Origin of the sequence: Bacillus sp. FSL M7-1345 (genome assembly GCF_038006985.1) — a bacterium.
Lineage (GTDB): Bacteria > Bacillota > Bacilli > Bacillales > Bacillaceae_G > Bacillus_A > Bacillus_A cereus_U.
In genome coordinates this window covers 616,969-637,426 of sequence record NZ_JBBOWG010000001.1, presented here as the reverse complement: position 1 = coordinate 637,426, position 20,458 = coordinate 616,969, and the positions used below count along the sequence as shown (strand labels likewise).

Sequence of the window (20,458 nt, the reverse complement as noted above, 5' to 3'; positions counted from 1 at the left end):
TTTTTTATTTATCGTTCTTCTCTTGCTATTTATATTAATCAATTCCCTTCTATTTTCTATTCATACGATTAAAACATTTGCTGAAACATCTTTATTAAAACAGCTAACATAACAGATCCAGCAAATCCACCTAAACAAATTAAACTTACTCCTTGGCTATAAGACAAATTTTGAAATGATTTCATACCTTCCATCCTCCCTATATCCCCTTTGATATTCTTATTTTATCAATGGAAAAAATTTCATAACATCGATTTCACTGACAACTAACTTACAAATTTGTAAGTTAACAATTTCCCTCTAAACTTATATCTAGTATGGCCATAATCTCCCCCTCTATACATCAAAAAAGACCTCGAATTATATCAAGGTCTCGCTTACAATACAGACTATCTCACTCAATTTATTTTATAATCATAATCGGGCATTTCACACGCTTTGCTATTTTATGACTTACACTACCAAGCACCATCTCTTGCAGTGTATTTAGCCCTCTACTCCCAGCAATAACAAGATCTATATCTCCTGTATTTACATATTGAACAATCGTATCTCCTGGATCGCCATGTAGAATCGTAATTTTGTAGGAAATGTTCTCTTTCTTTAATAAACCCTCAATCTCTTTTAATTTATCTTTTCGACTAGCTGATATTGTTTCTAAATCCGTTTGTCCTTGTATAATATCTGATTTTGCCGTTCTATTATCTACTACGTACACAACTTCAACATGTGTTTCTTCGTTAAATTTCGCAATATATGTTGCATGCTCGGCTGCTCGAAGTGCATGTTCAGAACCATCACATGCTAATAAAATTTGTTTGTACATATGCTGAATCCCCTTTTCGTTATCCTACTCGTATTATAATACAAAAGCCCCCTTTTTTGTCTTTCAAAAAGGAGGCATAGTTAACTACGTAAATCCCAATTCACCTTTCAGCATATACATTACTGCTTTATAAAATAAAATTAACCCGTACTCATTTCTTCTCTCTGTTTTAACTCGGCACGAGGCAAAACAAGGGGCTGACCGTTTCTACGCATGGCTAGAGGCTCTCTTCCAACAAAAAAAGATTGCATTCCTTTTCTTTAACTAGCAATTCTCTTATTATAGGTAGCTAAATTTGAAACAATCTTCGAGCTTCGTTCATTTAACCCTGTGATCCTTACTTTCACACCGTTCTGTTCATACTTCATTATAACTTTATCAATTGCCGCTACTGCTGAATCATCCCATACGTGTGCATGAGTAAAGTTCATCTCAATTTCTTTCACATCTTCATTGTATGAAAAAGCATTTATATACTCTGCCGTAGATGCGAAGAATAGTTGGCCGTGAATTTCATATATTTTCTTATTTTCAATATACAAATGTTTCACGTGAATCTTTGCCATATTGAATGCAAATAAAACCGCACTAATTATCGTTCCGATAATTACACCTAATCCTAAATTATGTGTGATTAGGACAATCACAACTGTTACGATCATAACAAATGCGTTTCCTTTTGGTACTTTATGAATTGTTGCTACAGAGTTCCAATCAAATGTTCCGATTGAAACCATAATCATAACTGCAACTAAAGCTGCCATCGGAATATGAACAACGTAATCCCCTAAAACAAATAGCAATACGATTAAAAAACCACCGGCTACAAACGTTGATAACCGACCTCGTCCACCTGATTTAATATTAATAACAGATTGACCAATCATTGCACATCCTGCCATTCCTCCGAAGAAACCAGCGACAATGTTTGCAATACCTTGCCCACGTGCTTCCTTATGCTTATTACTTTCCGTATGTGTCATATCGTCTAAAACCGAAGCTGTTAATAATGACTCTAGTAAGCCGATAATTGCAAGCATAACTGAGTACGGTAAAATAATACCTAATGTCTCAAGTGTAAACGGCACATCAGGTATACTAAAGAACGGTAATTCTTTCGGTAAGCTTCCCATATCCCCTACTGTTTTCAACTGTAATCCGCTCATAAGTGCAATACTTGTCACAATAATAATTGAAATCAGTGTAGACGGTACAGCCTTCGTAATACGTGGAAATACATATATAATTGCAAGTCCTAATGCGACAAGTGCATACATTTGCCAAGTTGCATTTTTAAAATGTGGCAATTGTGCTGTAAAAACTAAAATTCCAAGTGAATTTAAAAACCCACTCATAACGGATTTAGGAACAAACTTCATAAATGAACTCAGTTTGAACAAGCCAAAAATAATTTGAACAATACCTGTTACTATTGTCACAGCAAATAAATATTGCAAACCATGATCTTTAACGAGTGTCACCATTAATAATGCCATCGCACCCGTTGCCGCCGAGATCATCCCAGGTCTTCCACCAACAAACGAAATTGTAACTGCAATACAAAAGGCCGCATACAATCCAACGGTCGGATCTACACCTGCAATAACAGAAAAAGCTATCGCTTCAGGAATTAATGCTAAAGCAACAACAATCCCCGATAGCACGTCCCCTCTCACATTTGAGAACCATTCATTTTTTATAGTTTGAAACAAAGTAACACTCCTCTACTCTTTTATCATTTGATTTTCTCCGTAAGAAAATCAGGGCCGACTGCACGAAGGCTATTATATAACGAGCAAAGGATGTTGTGCTATGTAAAAGTTTCCTAAAGAAAAGACGCTACCTTAGCAGCGTCTTTTCTCATTTCATTAATGTCCACCGTGACCCTTACCACTTTCCTGAACAATTTCTAACCTCTCATCCAATATACCTTGTGTTTCAAATGAAATATCACTAGTACTTCCTAATAGAAGACCATGGTTATACGGTCCAAGTGTTGGATCATCTTTAAACTTCGGCTGAATAGTAGCAAGGAAGTCATAAACTAGTTGTGAAGCTTTCCCTTCCTCAAGTAAAACAACAGGGGCGTGTTTACCCATATGTGAAAACGGTGCTCCCGCAATTGCTAAGTCTGGTGTTTTGCTTGAAACAAACGACAAACCGTGACCAGGTTTTGTGAATCCCCAGCCAAATTTCGTTTCTTTGTCTTTAAATTTCGCAAATGCAATCGAATTTTCTGTTGGAGTCTCTCCACTAATCCGTGTTACTTTTCCGTATTTACTTAACTCTTTTTCTACTTCTTTTGAAATAATTTTTTCTGGTCCTAACACATATATATTTGCTTTATCTTTTCTCATTTTTAATGCCTCTACTGTCGCTTCTGGCACCTTATCTTTTTCTGTATATAAAAGTGGCTCTGGCATATGAGAAATCCAATTTACAGCTGGTGTTGTATATAAACGTCCTTCTTCTTCAGACGAACCGATAATAACGCTATTTGGATAATTCCCTGTTATATCGGCATATTCTTTATCAACATCTTTAGCAAATTTAGCTGAATCCGTTTCTTTTATTTGCTTCACTTTATACTCTTTTAATTGCTCAAGCGCAGATGCCCCTACATCCCCCATCACCATAATTTGCGTTCCATCTTTCGTTCCGAGCGGATTTAATCGTTTTATTTCTTTTAACGTCATTTCGGGTACCACTTCTTTTTCTATAAATAAAATCGGTCCGTTATTCGGATGATGAATAAGATCCGCACTTGCAATACCCAATTGCCACTCGTTCACTGGCACTAAAATAACAGCACCTGGCTGATTCTCTTTATGCGTTGCTGGCCATATCGTTTGCGAAGTTAACACTGCCATTTGCAGAGGATTATTTGTATTTAATCTCGTTACATTTTTTAAACTTGTCGTTAATAAATCCTCTGATGCCCCGGCATTCATTTCTTTCGGCGCAGTTATCTCCTGATTCATTTTCATTTCCTTTTGCTCTGTTTTCTTCTCTTTTGTAGATTCATGATTTTTATGATCTGTATTCGTTTGCCCACATGCCGCAAGACCGACTGCCGCAATTATTGTTATCCCAAAAATCCGGGTCATCTTTTTCACTATATCGCCTCCGTATTAATCGTTTTCGAGCCAATATTATTACCTGAAATGGAATTTCAACTTTACAATAACAAGCAATTCTGAAGAAATTATGCAGATGCATTATAATCTGCACCCTTTCTTCATGATTTTGACTTACAATTTAAGTAATAACTACAAATGCGGAGGTACTCTATGATCGATATACTACTTGTAGATGATGAACCGAGAATGCTTGAATTATTATCACTTTATCTTACTCCAATCGGATACAACTGCGTATGTGCAGTGTCCGGAGAAGAAGCTATTTCACATATAGAAAATCGAAACTTCAAATTTGTTTTACTCGATATTATGATGCCAAAGATGGACGGGTGGGAAACGTGCAAAAGAATTCGATCATTTAGTAACGTTCCAATCATTATGGTAACTGCTCGTGATCAAACGGTAGATGTCATCCAAGGGTTAAAACTCGGAGCGGATGATTACGTAACGAAACCTTTCCATGAAGAAGAGCTTTTCGCAAGAATTGAAGCTGTTTTAAGGCGAACGAATCAACGTACGCAAATCCAATATCACGGCATTTTATGGGATGAGGCAAAACATTTCGTTTCCGTCTATAATGAAGAACTTCTTCTCACTCCAATCGAATTCTCTTTATTCGGATTATTTTTACGTCATGTGAACTACGTATTAAGCCGTGATCAGCTCATTGAACGAATTTGGGGATTAAATACAAATACAGAAGATAGAACAGTCGATTCACATATTCGTAATTTGCGTGATAAATTACGAAAAGTAAATTTCCCTATTGATCACCATTTAAAAACAGTTTACGGAGTCGGATATCGATGGGTTGATACTCTAGATTAAGGAGCAAAGCAATGAAGCGAATTTCTATTCAGCTCGGATTTTATTTTTTAATTGTTACACTTTTAATCGAAAGTGTTCTATTTGTCTTGCTTTATTATAGCCTTGTCAACAATAGAGTAAATGAAGAAATGACAGCTTTATTAAAGCGTGGAAATAGTCACCGAGATGTCCTTGAAAAGTATTTTGATAAGCAAACAATCTCCCATGTTGCACTAATGGAATCCGAAGCCGAAACCACTGTTGTTATTACAAATGCAAATAAGGATGTACTAGCTAAATCCAACGAAATAAATACTACTATAAAAAAACATATTGAAGGAATGCAAACACGGACAGATCATGACGGAGCAATTATAGAGAATCATTGGAAAACATCTAATTATATATGCACAGTTAGCCCCATTATAGTGGCAGGAAAAACGGAAGGTTATGTATATATGTTTCTCGGAACGGAATCAATCGAGGAAATGGTTAACGGGCTAACAAGACAATTCATTATTGCTGGAGTCATTACTTTTCTATTAACAGCCATCACCATCTTTCTATTATCACGGTTGTTAACAAAACCATTGTTACACATGAAACATGCCACTGAAAAAATGAGTAAAGGCGATTTATCCGTTTCATTAACGACTACTCGAAATGACGAAATTGGTGAACTAGCATCGTCTATTCAAACGCTTGCTAATGATTTACATTATATGAAAACAGAGCGAAGTGAATTTTTAGCAAGTGTTGCTCATGAATTACGAACACCGTTAACATACGTAAGAGGTTATGCTGACATTGCTTTAAAAGAAACCACATCTCCTGAGCAACGTTTGCGATATTTATCTATTATAAAAGATGAGTCTGATTATATTACAAACTTAGTTCAAGATTTATTTTCACTTGCACAAATGGAACAACATAACTTTTCTATTCAAGTAAAGGAAGTACATTTACACCCCTTCCTTACTCGCATAGCCGAAAAAGTAAACGCCATGTATAAAGAAAGACATATTAAAGTTTCTTTCTCTTGTTCTCCTACACTGCTAGTAAACTTAGATGAACAGCGATTTGAACAAGTTATAGTGAACATTTTAAATAACGCTTATAGACATTCAAAAGAACATTCTCATATAAACATTTCTGTTACAGAAGAACATAAACGTATTTCCATTACAATTGAAGATGAAGGCGAAGGTATTCCGCCTGAAGACCTCCCTCACATTTTCGACCGCTTTTACCGTGTTGATAAAGCGCGCTCCAGAGCTACAGGAGGCACTGGTTTAGGGCTCTCCATCGTAAAAGAAATTGTAGAACTACACGGCGGAAATATTACTGTCACAAGTGAAATTGATCACGGATCTTGCTTTACAATTTCATTGCCATCTATATAAAAACACGACTACTATCAGTAGTCGTGTTTCTTTATCCTTTAAGATTTTACTTTATAATATAGATTTACAAACTGACCAAAACGTTTTGTATCCGTTAAAGTTAAATTAATTTCCGGGTTCTTTTCTTTAAATAGCGGAATACCAGAACCTAATATGTGAGGTGTAATCGTAACAACATATTCATCAATTAGATTATTCCTAAAAAATTCTCTCAGTAGACTCCCTCCACCGACCATCCATATTTTAGATCCTTCCTGCTCTTTCAACCTTTTGGTGAACTCTACTACATCTCCATTTACAAATTCCACATGTCCATTTGAACCTTTTTCAGAATTAGAAAAAACATAACATTTCTTATCTAGGTACGGGAATGGTTCCATATGCTCTACTACATAATCGTACGTTCTCTTTCCCATGATTATTGTATCAATTGTCTCATACATTTCCGTATAACCGTTGTCTCCCTCTCCTTCCGTTTCGATTAACCACTCTAAATCATCGTCTTCTTTCGCGATAAATCCATCTAAGCTCGCTGCAATAAATAAAACAATTTTACGTGACATTTCTTTTCCTCCTTGCGTCTCAGCTTGATAAAATTATGATATAAACAATATACTAACCGTAAAACATGACAATTAATGTCATGTTAAAAAAAGAAACGAGTGATATATTTGTCAAAAGCAAAACGTTTACTAGACATTCTTATATTTGCTTCTGCGAAAAGAAAATTTACAGCTCAAGAAATAGCTGATGAGTTCAATATATCCGTTCGTACTGTCCATAGATACATTTTAGATTTAAGTGATATGGGATTACCCATTTATGCAGAACAAGGTCGTAACGGAGGATATAAAGTATTAACGAATAGAGTCATTCCGCCTATTTTATTTACCGAAGAAGAAGCAGTATCCATCTTTTTTGCTTTTCAGTCTTTAAGTTACTATCGAGACTTGCCTTTTAACACAGAAATCAATTCCGTTACGCATAAACTGTATAGCTCTCTACAACATGATGCGAAAGCGAAAGTTGATAAAATACGTTCTTATATCTCTTTTTGGAATCCGAAGAGAGCTATTGAGACACCTTTTTTAAACGAAGTGTTAACAGCGGCTATTGAAAACAAAAATTTACACTTTCAATACGAATCTAAATCGGGGATAAAAACAAAACATGTTCATCCTATCGGTGTATATGCTCACGATGGTTTATGGTATTTGCCGTCCTATGACTATGGTAGAAAAAAAGTATTACTGTATCGCGTTGATCGTATTCTTTCTATATTATCAACAGAAGAAAATGAGGATACGTTCATGAATTTAGAAGAATGGTTTGCCTCTAGCTCTAACGTAGTACACATTCCTACTCAGTTACATGTTTTACTAACGACAGAAGGCGTGCGCCAATGTAAAAGCGTTCCTTACCTTGAAGAGTTCGTTGAAGTAAACGAAGACGGGACAGGATATATAAATTCAACAATTGATAAAGGAGAAATTAACTTTGTTACCCCTTTATTTTATAGACTTGGAAAAGATGCAAAAGTTTTAGAACCGAAAGAATTAATAGATGGTTTACGTATACGCGCGAAAGAGATTTTAAATATGTATGAAGACTAAAAAGCGTAAGAAAATTCCTCTTACGCCTTTTCAGTATGCAGTATTTGCTCTATCGCTTCTTTTAACAATGTCTGTGCCTCTTCAAAGCCATGACTCTGGTTCTCTCCCGGTTGTACCGTATAAAACTCAGCAAACGAACGCTCTTTATATCTCGGTACAACATGCATGTGATAATGAGTTAATTCGTTAAAAATTCCACCATTTTGACAAATTGTAACTCCGTCTGGTTTATACAGTAATTTAATAGCCTTTGAAATAAGCTTAGAAGCATCCATAATCGCTTTTGCTACACAATCATCTAATTCGTCTACTTCTAAAACATGCTGCTTTGGAACAATTAAAGTATGTCCCGCATAGAAAGGTGCATGATCTAAAAAACAAGTTACATAATCATCTTCATACACTTTATATATAATTTCTTCTTCATTTGCTAATTTACAACCTAAACATTCCATCATGCTTCCCCCTCTGCTAAAAACATAAAAACGTGAGCGCCCTATTCTCACGTTTTTATGTTTCACTTTATTAATTCAATTGTTTCCGTAACTTTTATACTATCTTTTACAGATTGAACAATCGTACAATTCTTTACTGCAAGTTGCAGTGCCTTGTCTAATTGCTCTTCTGTAATGTTTTGCGCTTTAATTTTATAGTGCAAATGAACACTTTCAACTGGTTTTGATAGAGCGTCACTTCTACCAATTTCAGTTTCAATTGTAAACGTTTCGTATGTAATACGTTTCTTTTCTAAAATCGTTCGAAAAACAATTGCACTACACCCTGCAATAGAAGAAACGAGTAATTGTAACGGTGAATACCCGTTTTCTTTCCCTATCGTCAATGAACCATACGATAGATCTGCCTCTATATCATCATGCTTAATTTTTATTTTCATACTTTGCTTCCATCTCCACTTTCATCGGTTTCTTCCGTTTCTTACTCATATAATAATATATGTAGCAGAAAATGATAAATGGAATACCACAATATAACGCCATTCTTTGTTCTGGAATAAACGCTAAACTAATAACAACGATACTATTTGTAATTAAAGCTAAAATTGGAACAAGCGGGTATAGTGGTGTTCTATACTTTAAGTCCTCTAATTTTCCTCCGCCTTTTAAATACTGACTTCTAAAGCGAAGTTGCGATAAAGCAATAATGATCCAACTTGAAACAGCAGATAAACCAGCTATAGATAATAAGTACATATATACTGTATCTTCTGCAAGGAAACTTGTTAATAAAGATAACGCCGCAACAGCAATTGTTACGACTAACGCTGTAATCGGAATACCACGTTTATTTACTTTCTTGAAAGAAGTTGGTGCCATTCCTTCATTTGCAAGTGACCATAGTATACGCGTTGCTGCATATAATCCCGAGTTCGCTACAGATAATAAAGCGGTAATAATAACGAAGTTCATAATATCAGCTGCATATGGAATACCGATTTTATCAAATACAACTACAAATGGGCTTTCAATTATCCCTGCTTCTTTCCAAGAAATTAACCCTACTAAAATTGTCATTGTTAAAATGAAGAATAACATAATGCGCCATACTGTATTACGAATTGCGCGTGGAATTGTTTTTTCAGGATTCTGACTCTCTCCTGCTGCAATCCCGATTAACTCTGTTCCTTGGAAGGAAAAGTTAACTGTAATCATCGTAAGAAGCACTGCAGCTAGTCCATTGGGGAATAGCCCACCATCACTTACAAAGTTAGAGAAAAGAGGCGCTGCTTCTTTTCCGTCGTATGGTAAAAATCCTAGTAATGCGCTACCACCAAGTAGAATGAATGCAATAATTGTAACTACTTTAATACTAGAGAACCAAAACTCTAATTCAGCATAACTCTTCGCTGATATTGCATTTGAAGCATATAAAATAACCCCGAATACGAGACACCATACCCAAACATCCACATTCGGAAACCATCTTTTCATCATTAAACCGATCGATGTTAATTCTAATCCTACTGTTACTGCCCATCCAATCCAGTATAACCAGCCGATCATAAATCCAGTTCCTGGTCCAATAAACTTCGTCGCATACTTTTGGAAAGATCCTGAAACTGGCATTGCTACCGTTAGCTCTCCAAGACAAAGCATTGTTAAATACATAATAAATCCGCCCACTAAATATGAAAGGATGGCTCCCCCTGGTCCAGCCTGATTAATGGTATAACCTGAACCTAGAAAAAAACCAGTTCCGATTACACCACCTAGTGCGATCATAAATAAATGTCTACTCTTCATCGTACGATGTAATTGCTCATTCGTTGTTTGCTGCATCTTAATCCTCCCCTACAAGTACCCCTATATCTTGTTAAAATTTTCTGATAATAAAAATATACACGAAAGCGGTTACAATTTCTATATAAAATTAAAACTTTTCTGATAAAACAATATAAAAATTCAACTATTAAGAGCTCACAATACTAATTTGAGGTAAAAAAGGATTTATAAGGAAAAAACTCTTACATTTTTTGTAAGAGTTAACGTATTTCTAATCTTCTAGATAAAATTGATAAACCGTAGTTTACAACAAAATACATACAGGCTGCTAGTATAAATGTCGGAATCATATAATTTAAATTCTGCCCGTTAATAATTTGAGCATTATGCATAAGCTCTGGCAATGATATAACAACCGCTAATGACGTATCCTTTAACAATGAAATAAATTGACTAACAAGCGGCGGAACCATTCTTCTAAGTGCTTGCGGTAAAATAATGTGCCAAAGCGTTTGGACATATGTTAATCCTGAAGAGCGCGCCGCTTCAATTTGTCCTTTGTCGATAGATAATAAGCCACTTCTGACAATTTCAGATATCATTGCTGCTTCAAATATCGTTAAAGCAACAATTGCGGCTGTTATAATTTCTAACTTCAAACCTGCCTCTGGAAGTGCAAAATACGTGAAAAATATAATTAAAAGAAGTGGTAAATTCCGAATAACTTCAACGATAAAGCCTAGTATTTGTGAGATGACGGGTATTTTTGCATAGCGCAAAGTTCCTATTACACTACCGATAATAAAACTAAGTACAATCGCTACAAGAGCGACTTCTAGCGTGATAAGCAATCCTTTTAATAAAAAGAGTATATGATCTCCTGTAATAGCACCTTGAAAATCCATCTACACCCCCTCCTTTGCCAAGCGTCTTTCTAAATAACGCACTAGCATACTTAGCGGAATTGTTAATACTAAATAAAACATCCCGACAAATATATATACATCAAACGTAACGAATGTCTTCGTTGAAATTAAGTCTCCTTGATACATTAAATCCGTTCCAGCAATAATTCCGAGTATTGAAGAGTTTTTTACTAAATTGAGAAATTGATTTCCTAGAGGAGGAATGACGATTTTCATCGCTTGAGGTAAGACGACATGATACATCGCTTGCGTATAAGTTAATCCTGAAGAACGCGCTGCTTCCATTTGACCTTTCGCGACTGATAAAATACCAGCACGAATTACTTCCGCAATAAAAGCCGCTGTATAAACTGTAAGTGCAACTGTCCCTGCTACAAAACCGTTGAAAGTAATTCCTATTACAGGCAAAGCAAAATAGAAAATGAATGCAATTAATACGAGTGGAATATTTCTAACAAACTCTACATAGGCAGAGCCAATCCAATTCAAAATACGAATAGGTGAAATTCGCATCACTGCCATAACAATTCCTAAAACAAAACTTCCTATTAGCGCAACTACACTAGACATTACCGTATATTTAAATCCTTCTAAATACATATCAATATTATTCGTCAAAATAGAAAAGTCAGGCACATATTCTCCCCTCTTTCTTTATAAGAAGAGGATGAGCATCCCTCATCCTCTCACTCTTACTATTTATCCCAATTGGTATAAGCTGCTAATCATCAGTAGGAGATAACCCTTCCCCACTTATTAAAGTTTCACTCTATTTTTCTTGCTTTTGACCGATCCATTTTCCATACAATTTATCGTATTCCCCATTCGCTTTCATATCTTTTAATAAACTATTAATCTCTTTCGTTAAATCGTTTGCACCTTTTCGCACTGCAATTCCATACGGTTCATCCGTGAAAATTTTCCCTACAACTTCATAATTAGAATCTTGTTTTGCCATTCCATAAAGAATCGCATTATCTGTCGTTAAAACATCGCCTTTACCCGCTTTTAACGCTGTAAATGCCTCACTATAATTCTCAAACTCTAATACTGTTGCTTCTGGTGATTTTTGACGGATGTTATTTGTTGACGTTGAGCCTTTTACAGCCAATACTTTAACGCCTTGTTTCACATCATCAATACTTTTAATATTGCTTCCTTTTTTCACAAGTAACGATTGTCCCGCTTTAAAATATACATCTGAAAAATCTACTTCTTTTTTACGCTCTTCCGTAATTGTCATTGTCGCAATAATGGCATCAATATCACCATTTTTCAGCATTGGAATACGTGTTTTAGACGTTACTTCTTTCAGCTCTAGTTTCTTTTCATCACCAAGAATTTTTTTCGCAAGCGCCTTCGCGATATCAATATCGAATCCTTCTACCTGCCCTGTTGAAGGGTTTTTCAATCCAAATAAATTCGTATCATTTTTCACTCCGACTACTAATTTCCCGCGCTTCTTAATTTGTTCAACAACTCCGCCTTGTTTCGTATTTGTTTCTTTCGCCTCGTCTTTTTTACCCCCGCATCCAGCAACAATAAGCACGAATAAACATGAGAATACGATTAGAGTAAACAACTTTTTCATTTTAAGCATGAAATTCCTCCTTTAATGATTTAACACTCGGCTTAAAAATAGACGAGCTCTTTCTTGTTCAGGATTTGCAAAAAATTGTGCTGGTGTTGTATCTTCGATAATTTGACCGTCATCCATAAATAAAATCCTATCTGCTACCTCACGTGCAAATCCCATCTCGTGTGTGACGACAACCATCGTCATTCCTTCTTTAGCCAGCGCTTTCATAACATCAAGCACTTCCCCAATCATCTCTGGATCAAGAGCAGACGTAGGCTCATCAAATAGCATAATTTCCGGTTGCATCGCGAGCCCTCTAGCAATCGCCACCCTTTGCTGTTGTCCACCAGATAATTGATGTGGATATACGCCTGCTTTCTCCGGGATTCCCACTTTCTCTAAATAAAACATCGCTGTTTGCTCCGCCTTTTCTTTGGAAACTTTATTTACTTTAATTGGTGCTAGTGTAATATTTTGAAGAACTGTTTTATGTGGGTATAAATAAAAGTGTTGAAAGACCATCCCAATATTTCGGCGCAATTCATTCATATTTGTTTTCGCATTGTGTACTTCTGTATTTTGTACAATTAATTCTCCATCGGTAATTGCCTCCAATTGATTTATACACCGCAGCAACGTGCTTTTTCCTGATCCCGAAGGGCCAACAACTACTACCACTTCACCTTTTTTCACTTGTACATTAATATTTTTCAAAACTTGAAAGTTACCGTAATATTTATTAACTTTACGAAACTCAATCAACATACTCCCCCCTTCCCCTAACAAAGCATGTACATTCTTTTTATATTCAAAAATAGGCGAAAAAATAACTTTCATCTACATTTTGTCCATAAAAAAAGCAAAGGGATTTCCCTTTGCTCTCTTATTCCTATTCTATTAAGATACTTCTTCTTTTTTATCTTTCCCGTATTCATGCTCCCAGAAATCAGCATTTTTAATTCCTAACTGCTGCGGATCGAATACTGGATCTTTTCCTTCTTTTTTCTGCTTTTCATAATCCTTTAATGCGATCAATGCCGGTTTTTGTAATAATAGAATCGCAATAATGTTAACCCATGCCATAATTCCTACACCAATATCTCCTAAAGCCCATGCTGTTGCTGCTGTTTTTACACAACCGTAGAATACAACTCCTAAGAATACAAACTTTAGTACGATAGACATCCAAGGGCGGTCTTTATCACGGTTTAAGTAAGCTATATTTGTTTCTGCAATGTAGTAATAAGCCATAATTGTTGTGAATGCGAAGAATAGTAGAGAAATTGCGACGAAACCGTTTCCAAATCCAGGGAAAACAGATTCTACCGCTGCCTGTGTATAACCAGGACCTGGCTGTGCACCATTTAATTTATTGACGATAAAGTTTTTTCCGCTTGCATCAAATACGTTATACATGCCTGTAATAATCATCATAAATGCTGTTGCTGAACAAACAAATAATGTATCAATGTAAACGGAAAATGCTTGTACTAATCCTTGTTTAGCTGGATGCGATACTTCAGCAGCTGCCGCTGCATGAGCCCCAGTTCCTTGCCCTGCTTCATTTGAATAAATACCACGTTTTACCCCCCAAGAAATTGCTAAACCAATAATCCCGCCAAAAGCTGCTTCTAATGCAAATGCACTTTTTAAAATTAACATGAAAGCGTCTGGTAATTTTTCAATATTCATAGCTACAATTACACAAGCTACTAAAATATAACCAAGCGCCATAAACGGCACTACAACTTGCGCTACGTTAACAATTCGCTTAACTCCACCAAATATAATAAGTGCTAATGCCGCTACTAATACCGCTCCTGATACGGAAGTATTAATACCAAAAGCTGTTTCTAAACTTACAGCAATACTATTCGCTTGAACACCTGGAAGCAGCATCCCTGTTGCAAGAATTGTCGCTGCAACAAACACTAATGCGTACCATTTAACCCCTAGTCCTTTTTCAATGTAATAAGCCGGACCACCACGGAATTGTCCTTGATGCTTCGTCTTATATATTTGTGCAAGTGTCGATTCTACATATGCAGAACCAGCTCCTAGAAAGGCTACCGCCCACATCCAAAAGACAGCCCCTGGACCACCAAAGGCAACAGCCGTTGCAACACCGGCAATATTTCCCGTTCCAACGCGCCCTGATAATGAAAGTGCTAACGCTTGGAAAGAAGAAACACCCGCATCAGACTTTTCTCCTTGAAATGTAAGCTTCACCATTTCTCCTACATGTCTTACTTGTAAAAACCTCGTTCGAATGGAAAAATATAGACCTACTCCTAAACATAAATAGACAAGTGCCGGACTCCAAACAATATTATTTATCCAACTTACGATAGCTTCCAACATTCCTCCTCCTTTTTGTAAAGAATATTCAGAATATACATAAAATTATATAATGCAAACCGAATCTATGACAATATTATTTTAATAAAACAAACATATTTTTGTATAAAAAAACAAAGTATATATTTATTTTACATACTTTGTTTTGAGATGAATGTATTATATATTCACAATTGCTTCCTTCTTTATAATTCTTTCATAGAGTTGTTCTGCTAATTCTCGGAAATGATCTGGCATATCTTTCCCTTTAAACTTCTTTTGAAGCGTACCGTATAAACCAATATCACGTAGACGTAAAAATAACGGTAACGCTTCATAGCAACTATCCGCCAGTCTGTGCTCATATTCATACCCTTTTCGTAACACTTGTAACTGTTTACGAGCAAATTCCGTCTTTTTCTCCAATGTCCACGGTGTAAAAAGAACAGAGTAATAAAGAACCATTGCCAAATCATGAATGAAGTAATTATAGGCAGCGTCATCAAAATCAAAGATTGTTAGCTCTTTTCCATCATAATGAAAATTGCCTGGATGAATATCGCCATGCATAAGGCCGAACGTTTCTCTTTCGATTGGAAGAGCCTTTATTTCATCTATTAATATAGCAGCAATCTCTTTCACTTTCTCATCTTCTAATTCATTAACAATTGCACTCTCGTCCTCTTCCCACGTATCACGGTAGTCAGTTATAGGGTAATTCAGTGTAAGGCGGTGCAGTTGTCCAATCGCTTTTCCCCACGCTTCAAAGTAAGCATCTCCCCAATAAGGCGATTCATCTCCTTTTACTTGTTCACCTTTTGCATATGTAAATAAAGACGCAAAAAAGAAAGTGCCATCTTCCGCTTCGATTTCTTCTACAAGATTTTGAGATATTGAATTAAGAGGTCCCGCCACTTTCGCCCCATGCTCCGCAACATACCGTAAAAAATCTAGTTCGGCCTCTACCTCTTTTTTAGAACGATGAGAAGAATGAGTTAAGCGTAATACGTAATCTTCATCATTTTTATCTTTCGCCTTAAAAATATAATTTTCAAAATCACCAAGTGGCTTTTCTTCTACTTTCACATTAAATATCTTTGCAGCTTCTGCTAAAATCTCATTTGTAAAAACTCGTTCCACAGCTATTTCCATATTTATTCCCTCCTATATGTACCCTCTAATTAATTCGACATGAATGTGAGAAGTACTGCTATGAAATTGAATAATGCGTGGGCAATCATAGCCGATAAAATAGAATTTGTTTTCTCATATAACCACGCAAATACTACTCCGCTTAAAAAATTCACCGGTAATGTGTTATATGTGGGAATATGAACAACTGTAAATATTATTGAACTTATAAGCACACCGCCCCATATGCCATATCTATCTCGAAAAAACGTATAAAAAACACCCCGATATAAAATCTCTTCATATATTGGTGATATAACCGCCGCTCCAATTACCGCGATACAAAATGAATATATTGATTTATCATTTTGGACCGTATCCGTTTTACTATTTTCAAAGGAAATACCCATTTTCTCCATTATCATTAATACACCAATACTAACTACAATCAAAGAAATAACCGCTACAAATGTCCACAAGTAATCTTTCCATGAAAGCTTCCGAATCCCAATATCTGCCCACGACAAGTTATATCTTTTTATGCAAAACACATAAACTAAAAAAGTAAATACAACTGCCATAATAAATCCCATTAAAACCCCAGCATATAATGAATTCCCTAATAGATTTAAAGCATATTTATAAAAAATGGATTCAATTGTTACTGGAACAATAATAAATACAAAAACAAATAAATATAAAATTTCTTTCCATCCCCACATATATTTTAAAGTCATATATACCATCCCCTACTTCTCATTTTCTTTAGTATAGAAGATGACGTAACGTAACTTTCAAGTTAATTTTTTTCAAATAATCCAAGCATAAATTTTTCATAAAAAACAAAAATTAACAGTGATAATTTAATCCTAAAAGGGGTGGACAATGTGACAGAACAAAACAATAACCAACAAACGAATAAAACGAAGCCTATGTTTCCATCACTTGCGGAAAATATTAATTACATTGAAAACAAGCTCTCTCATTCCGATGATATAAAAAAATTAGATGTTCCTTTTCAAAATGGAAAAGGAAAAATCTTATATATCGAATCTTTAACAGACCCCAATTTAATTCACCAATTAGCTCTTGAACCACTATTAACTCGATCTGATTTGTCTATGGAAGAAAAAAAATTGGCATAAGGATTATGAAAAGGTAAAATTTAAACCGGAAGTAGAAGTGAAAATTTTATATAGTGGCGTCTTAAAATAAAAAGGTTGTATGCCAAGCGGGCATACAACCTTTTTATTTCGTATATCGATATACAATTGACTCATACGGTCTTAAGTTAAGATTCGTAATATCCTTACTTGAATCTTTGTAATTTGATAATAATACTTCTTGTTTCATTCCATCCAATTGAACATTCACTGGTGCAGAATACGTTATTTCTTCTCCGTAGAAGTTATTGATAACAAGCAATACTTCATTATTTACAGTACGTGTATATGCCCAAATCTTAGGATGATTCCCATCTAAAACATCATATTTCCCTTCTGTAATTACATTGTATTTTTTTCTAAGTTCAATTAACTTTTTATAATGATAAAAGACAGACTCTTTATCTTCTAATGCCTTCCCTACGTTTATTTCTTTAAAGTTTTCAGCCACTGAAATCCAAGGTGTACTTGTTGTAAAACCACTATTCACCTCTTCATTCCACTGCATCGGAGTACGTGAATTGTCACGAGATTTTTGTTTTAAAATCTCTATAATCTCTTCTTTGGATAATCCTTCTTCTTGTTTTATATCATATATATTTAACGATTCTACATCACGATATTGCTCGATAGAATGGAAGTTAGGATTCGTCATACCGATTTCTTCCCCTTGATAAATGTACGGTGTTCCTTGCAGCATATGCATAGCTGTCGCTAACATTTTAGCAGATTCATTTCGGTACTTCTCATCATCACCAAACCGTGAAACAATACGAGGCTGGTCATGATTACACCAAAATAACGCATTCCATCCTCCGCCCTTTTGCATTTCACTTTGCCAATCAGACATAATTTCTTTTAATTTAATGAAATCAAAATCAGCTTTCGTCCACTTATCACCATTCGGATAATCTACTTTTAAATGATGGAAACTAAACGTCATACTTAGTTCATTACGCTCTGGGTTTGAATATTTAATACAATTATCAATTGTCGTAGATGACATTTCTCCAACTGTAATTACATCTTTCCCTTCAAAAACATTTCGGTTCATCTCTTGTAAATATTCATGGACGCGTGGACCATCCGTATAATATTTACGCCCATCACTTGTAGCCGTGGTGCCTTCATCACTTAAAAATCTTTGATCTTTTGAAATTAAATTAATAACATCAAGGCGGAATCCTTTTACACCTTTCTCCAGCCAAAAGCGCATCATATCATACACTTCTTCACGAAGGTTTTCGTTTTCCCAGTTTAAATCAGCTTGTGTCTCATCAAATAGATGTAAAAAATATTGCTCTGTCTTCTCATCATATTTCCAAGCAGATCCACCAAACTTAGACTGCCAATTATTTTTTTCATCACGCCAAATATAGTAATTACGATATGGGCTATTTCTATCTTCCTTCGCTTCCTTAAACCACTTATGCTCCGTCGAACTATGATTTACAACGATATCAAGCATGATTTCAATGTTACGTGCTTTCGCTTTTTCTAAAAGCTCTTCAAACTCTTCCATCGTTCCGTAAGATGGATCAATACTGTAATAATCACTTACATCGTATCCATTATCGTTTTGTGGTGATTCGTATATCGGTGTTAACCAAATATAATCTACTCCGAGTTCTTTTAAATAATCTAGTTTCTCTGTAACTCCTTTTATATCACCAGTTTCTTTATTGTAATAACTATTAAAGCTCTTCGGATAAATTTGATAGACTACACTTTTATGCCAATCCTTCATGTTTAACTTCCTCCTACTTCTGTTTTACTCGTTTTGCAAATAACCATGTTAACGTAAATGGAATTACAACCGCGATAATCATCCCGACAATAAATATTGGAATCGATTTCGGAATGATAGAAATAAATGCTGGTAATCCGCCAATCCCGATAGCAGGTGCTAATACACCATTTAAAGTAATGAATATCGCCGCAATAGCAGATCCAATAATAGCTGCATAGAACGGGAATTTATTTCGTAAGTTTACACCGAACATCGCTGGCTCCGTAATACCGAAGTACGCTGAAATTGCTGATGTTGATGCCATACTTTTATCATTTTGATTTTTAGAAATCCAGAACATCGCTAGTGCCGCACTACCTTGTGCAATGTTAGAAAGAGCAATCATTGGCCAAATAAATGTACCGCCGTGCTGCGCGATTAATTGTAAGTCGATTGCAATAAACATATGATGCATTCCTGTAATTACAAGCGGTGCATATAATGCTCCAAATAATATTGCCCCAAGTGCTGGTACCGTTTCATATACTCCTACTAATCCGGCTGTTAATAAATCTCCAATATGACGTGTAACTGGACCGATAATCCCTAATGCTAATACACCCGTTACAACGATTGTTGTAATTGGCACAACTAATAATTGAATTGCGTTTGGCACATGTTTCTTTAAAAATATTTCCACTTTACTTAATACGAATGCCGCTACTAAAACCGGCAGGATTTGACCTTGATACCCTACCTTTTCAATTTGGAATAACCCTAAAATATCGAAGTACTCAATCTTTTGTCCCTCTAAACCAGTCGCTGCTTTTCCATAATCCCACGCGTTTAATAAGGCCGGATGCACAAGCATTAATCCCATAACAATACCTAGTATTGGACTACCACCAAAACGCTTCGTCGCTGACCAACCAACAAGTGCCGGTAAGAATACGAATGCTGTATTGGCCATCATATTAATTAAGTCCCAAAGCCCGCCTAAGTTCGGATAAACATCTAATAAATTTTTACCATCAAAAAATAAGTCCTTTGCCCCTAATAAATTGTTAATCCCCATCAGTAAACCAGCTGTTACAATCGCTGGTAATATCGGCATAAATACATCTGAAAATACTTTTACAAACTTTTGAACTGGATTTAACTTTTGGTTTCCAGAATCTTTTACGTCAGCTACTGTCGATTCTTCCATACCTGCAAGCGTTATCAATTCAGCGTATACTCGATCCACATCACCTGGACCAATTACAATTTGAAATACTCCAGCGTTATGAAACGCTCCCTTTACTAATGAAACGGACTGCAATTTATCATTATCTATTTTGCTTTCATCTTTTAAAGCGATACGAAGCCTCGTTACACAATGTGCCGCTTGATCGATATTGTCTTTCCCACCAATATATTGCAGCACTTCTTCTGCTGTTTTGCGATAGTCTTTCCCCATATTTCCATCCCTCTTTTCTTTTTTGATACCGTTTACACTTACATATTAACTCGTATATATAAGTTAGTCAACACTCGTATGTACGAGTTGGTGATTTTTTTATAA

The 20,458-nt window shown here is 35.6% G+C and carries 20 protein-coding genes and 1 pseudogene; 4 read left to right on the top strand and 17 right to left on the bottom strand.

Going from position 1 to position 20,458, the window contains the following annotated elements; translation table 11 throughout:
- Nucleotides 1–68: 68 nt before the first annotated feature.
- From MHB76_RS03220 to MHB76_RS03205, 4 genes are all read right to left on the bottom strand, one after another.
- Nucleotides 69–185, bottom strand: coding sequence for a DUF4027 family protein (locus tag MHB76_RS03220; RefSeq protein ID WP_002125236.1), 117 nt, complete (start codon nucleotides 183–185; stop codon nucleotides 69–71).
- A 218-nt stretch (nucleotides 186–403) separates the two neighbouring features.
- Entirely contained in the window at nucleotides 404–826 is a 423-nt protein-coding gene (locus tag MHB76_RS03215; RefSeq protein ID WP_002114109.1) for a universal stress protein, read from the bottom strand.
- A gap of 260 nt (nucleotides 827–1,086) precedes the next feature.
- The gene (locus MHB76_RS03210; RefSeq protein WP_078173828.1) at nucleotides 1,087–2,538 is read right to left on the bottom strand and encodes a SulP family inorganic anion transporter; all 1,452 of its coding nucleotides are present in this window, start codon (nucleotides 2,536–2,538) and stop codon (nucleotides 1,087–1,089) included.
- A 156-nt stretch (nucleotides 2,539–2,694) separates the two neighbouring features.
- Nucleotides 2,695–3,942, bottom strand: a complete 1,248-nt coding sequence (locus MHB76_RS03205; RefSeq protein ID WP_078173829.1) for an ArsR family transcriptional regulator — start codon at nucleotides 3,940–3,942, stop codon at nucleotides 2,695–2,697.
- Nucleotides 3,943–4,116: 174 nt separating this feature from the next.
- Between MHB76_RS03205 and MHB76_RS03200 the strand changes: the two genes are divergently transcribed.
- Both MHB76_RS03200 and MHB76_RS03195 read left to right on the top strand, forming a co-directional pair.
- On the top strand, nucleotides 4,117–4,794 hold the full coding sequence (locus tag MHB76_RS03200) for a response regulator transcription factor (RefSeq protein ID WP_078173830.1): 678 nt from the start codon (nucleotides 4,117–4,119) through the stop codon (nucleotides 4,792–4,794).
- A gap of 11 nt (nucleotides 4,795–4,805) precedes the next feature.
- Complete coding sequence (locus MHB76_RS03195) at nucleotides 4,806–6,176, top strand: sensor histidine kinase (RefSeq protein ID WP_078173831.1); 1,371 nt, start codon at nucleotides 4,806–4,808, stop codon at nucleotides 6,174–6,176.
- Between the two features lie 38 nt (nucleotides 6,177–6,214).
- Here the strand turns inward: MHB76_RS03195 and MHB76_RS03190 are convergent, their stop codons facing one another.
- Nucleotides 6,215–6,739, bottom strand: a complete 525-nt coding sequence (locus tag MHB76_RS03190; RefSeq protein ID WP_078173832.1) for a dihydrofolate reductase family protein — start codon at nucleotides 6,737–6,739, stop codon at nucleotides 6,215–6,217.
- Nucleotides 6,740–6,847: 108 nt separating this feature from the next.
- On the opposite strand from MHB76_RS03190, the gene MHB76_RS03185 reads away from it, so the two are divergent.
- Nucleotides 6,848–7,789: a helix-turn-helix transcriptional regulator gene (locus tag MHB76_RS03185; protein ID WP_078173833.1), complete on the top strand. Its 942-nt coding sequence runs from the start codon at nucleotides 6,848–6,850 to the stop codon at nucleotides 7,787–7,789.
- A 20-nt stretch (nucleotides 7,790–7,809) separates the two neighbouring features.
- On the opposite strand, the gene MHB76_RS03180 is transcribed toward MHB76_RS03185, so the two are convergent.
- The 10 genes from MHB76_RS03180 to MHB76_RS03135 form a co-directional block, all read right to left on the bottom strand.
- Nucleotides 7,810–8,310, bottom strand: coding sequence for an HIT family protein (locus MHB76_RS03180; protein ID WP_254866010.1), 501 nt, complete (start codon nucleotides 8,308–8,310; stop codon nucleotides 7,810–7,812).
- Complete coding sequence (locus tag MHB76_RS03175) at nucleotides 8,307–8,684, bottom strand: OsmC family protein (RefSeq protein WP_340985653.1); 378 nt, start codon at nucleotides 8,682–8,684, stop codon at nucleotides 8,307–8,309. Before MHB76_RS03175 ends, MHB76_RS03180 begins: the two co-directional genes overlap by 4 nt.
- Entirely contained in the window at nucleotides 8,668–10,086 is a 1,419-nt protein-coding gene (locus MHB76_RS03170; RefSeq protein WP_002029755.1) for an amino acid permease, read from the bottom strand. The genes MHB76_RS03175 and MHB76_RS03170 overlap by 17 nt, the downstream gene beginning before the upstream one ends.
- 203 nt (nucleotides 10,087–10,289) lie before the next feature.
- Complete coding sequence (locus MHB76_RS03165) at nucleotides 10,290–10,934, bottom strand: ABC transporter permease subunit (RefSeq protein WP_199709496.1); 645 nt, start codon at nucleotides 10,932–10,934, stop codon at nucleotides 10,290–10,292.
- Entirely contained in the window at nucleotides 10,935–11,591 is a 657-nt protein-coding gene (locus MHB76_RS03160; protein WP_078180787.1) for an amino acid ABC transporter permease, read from the bottom strand.
- A 133-nt stretch (nucleotides 11,592–11,724) separates the two neighbouring features.
- On the bottom strand, nucleotides 11,725–12,555 hold the full coding sequence (gene glnH / locus MHB76_RS03155; RefSeq protein ID WP_002159304.1) for a glutamine ABC transporter substrate-binding protein GlnH: 831 nt from the start codon (nucleotides 12,553–12,555) through the stop codon (nucleotides 11,725–11,727).
- A 12-nt stretch (nucleotides 12,556–12,567) separates the two neighbouring features.
- Nucleotides 12,568–13,371 (bottom strand): amino acid ABC transporter ATP-binding protein, encoded by an 804-nt coding sequence (locus MHB76_RS03150; protein ID WP_078173881.1) that lies wholly within the window; start codon nucleotides 13,369–13,371, stop codon nucleotides 12,568–12,570.
- 60 nt (nucleotides 13,372–13,431) lie between these two features.
- A complete protein-coding gene (locus MHB76_RS03145; protein WP_033714570.1) occupies nucleotides 13,432–14,892 on the bottom strand; it encodes an alanine/glycine:cation symporter family protein in 1,461 nt (486 codons plus the stop codon).
- Between the two features lie 159 nt (nucleotides 14,893–15,051).
- Nucleotides 15,052–16,023: a phosphotransferase enzyme family protein gene (locus tag MHB76_RS03140; protein ID WP_078173837.1), complete on the bottom strand. Its 972-nt coding sequence runs from the start codon at nucleotides 16,021–16,023 to the stop codon at nucleotides 15,052–15,054.
- 29 nt (nucleotides 16,024–16,052) lie between these two features.
- Nucleotides 16,053–16,739 carry a CPBP family intramembrane glutamic endopeptidase gene (locus tag MHB76_RS03135; protein ID WP_002159308.1) on the bottom strand — a complete coding sequence of 229 codons (687 nt, stop codon included), beginning with the start codon at nucleotides 16,737–16,739 and terminating at the stop codon, nucleotides 16,053–16,055.
- 195 nt (nucleotides 16,740–16,934) lie between these two features.
- Here MHB76_RS03135 and MHB76_RS03130 point away from each other — a divergent pair.
- Nucleotides 16,935–17,132: pseudogene (locus MHB76_RS03130) on the top strand (hypothetical protein); the annotation flags it as partial.
- A gap of 118 nt (nucleotides 17,133–17,250) precedes the next feature.
- Here the strand turns inward: MHB76_RS03130 and treC are convergent.
- Nucleotides 17,251–18,912 carry an alpha,alpha-phosphotrehalase gene (treC, locus tag MHB76_RS03120; RefSeq protein ID WP_078173838.1) on the bottom strand — a complete coding sequence of 554 codons (1,662 nt, stop codon included), beginning with the start codon at nucleotides 18,910–18,912 and terminating at the stop codon, nucleotides 17,251–17,253.
- Nucleotides 18,913–18,925: 13 nt separating this feature from the next.
- Entirely contained in the window at nucleotides 18,926–20,353 is a 1,428-nt protein-coding gene (gene treP / locus MHB76_RS03115; protein WP_078173839.1) for a PTS system trehalose-specific EIIBC component, read from the bottom strand.
- Nucleotides 20,354–20,458 lie beyond the last annotated feature (105 nt).